Source organism: Bacillus cereus group sp. BfR-BA-01355 (assembly GCF_022663675.1).
Taxonomy (GTDB): Bacteria; Bacillota; Bacilli; order Bacillales; family Bacillaceae_G; genus Bacillus_A; species Bacillus_A thuringiensis_S.
On the sequence record NZ_JAKUFY010000266.1, the window covers coordinates 1 to 1,137 of the forward strand.

Below are 1,137 nucleotides of genomic sequence, written 5' to 3' on the forward strand. Positions count from 1 at the left end.
ATCGAATTTAAAACCTGGGGATACAATTGAAAAAGAATTTAAACTAGAAAATAAAGGCTCTTTAGATATTAAAAAGGTTCTACTGAAAACAGATTATAATGTAGAAGATGTAAAGAAAGATAATAAAGATGATTTTGGTAAACATATTAAAGTAACATTCTTAAAAAATGTAGATAAGCATGAGACAATTGTGAAACAAACTACTTTAGATAAATTAAAAGGTGACACACTTACAGCTGTAGATAATGATTTATCGGCTTGGTTCTGGGATGAAAAAGGTATTTCAGCAGGTAAATCTGATAAATTCAAAGTGAAATTTGAGTTCGTTGATAATGGAAAAGATCAAAATCAATTCCAAGGCGATAAGTTACAATTAAATTGGACGTTTGATGCACAACAAACAGCAGGTGAAGAAAGATAATAACAAAAAGGGCTATCACATGGATAGCCCTTTTTCTATTTTTCTAGTATTTGTCTATCAATTTTAATGGTTCTTTACTATAATATAGATAATGTTCTGTATAAAGAACGTAATGTTCGATGGGAGAGATTAAGATGCTGAAAAGACCGCGTAATTTTAAAAAGATGCTTATATTGCCGTGTATGTGTTCTATTACGTTTTATTTAGGATCTCAAATTATGACGCATACAGAAGCGGCGTTCATTCATGAAACGAAAGTGGAAGCGACGCTTTCTACAGCAATTATATTTCCGAAAACAGTTAATACGTTAAAAGAGCAATCTGAGAAACATAAACAGTTTATTGAGCGTGAGTATGGAACGATGAAGGGGAAATCGAAAGCAACTTCTATTGAAGAAATAAAACAGGCGATTTCTGTATGGCAACAAGGGCGTGGGAAAATTGTTGCTGAGAAGGAAGCTCTGCAAAATGTATATACTGAAATAGAGGCTCCTTACAATCAAATACAAGAAGAATTAAAGGTAAATAAAGATGAGTCGATGCAGCAAGTGTCCGTATATGTAAATGAAGGCTTTCGCAGTATCAAAGAGAAACATGACTATATTGAGAAAGAAATTAGCTTGAAAGCTATTGATGAGCAAATTCAGGCTCTTCAGCAACAATTAAACGTTGCAATTGAAGCGGAAGGACAAAAGAAAGTAGAAGAACAGAAGAAA

Annotated in this window: 2 protein-coding genes; both read left to right on the plus strand. The window is 32.7% G+C overall.

Translation table 11 applies throughout. The features are described 5' to 3' along the window. Positions 1 to 421 (plus strand): CalY family protein (locus tag MR167_RS31495; RefSeq protein ID WP_242316231.1); only part of this gene is annotated, 421 nt, incomplete at its 5' end. 119 nt (positions 422 to 540) lie between these two features. Then, positions 541 to 1,137, plus strand: a 597-nt coding sequence (locus MR167_RS31500) for a DUF4047 domain-containing protein (protein WP_242316232.1), incomplete at its 3' end; no start/stop codon positions are given.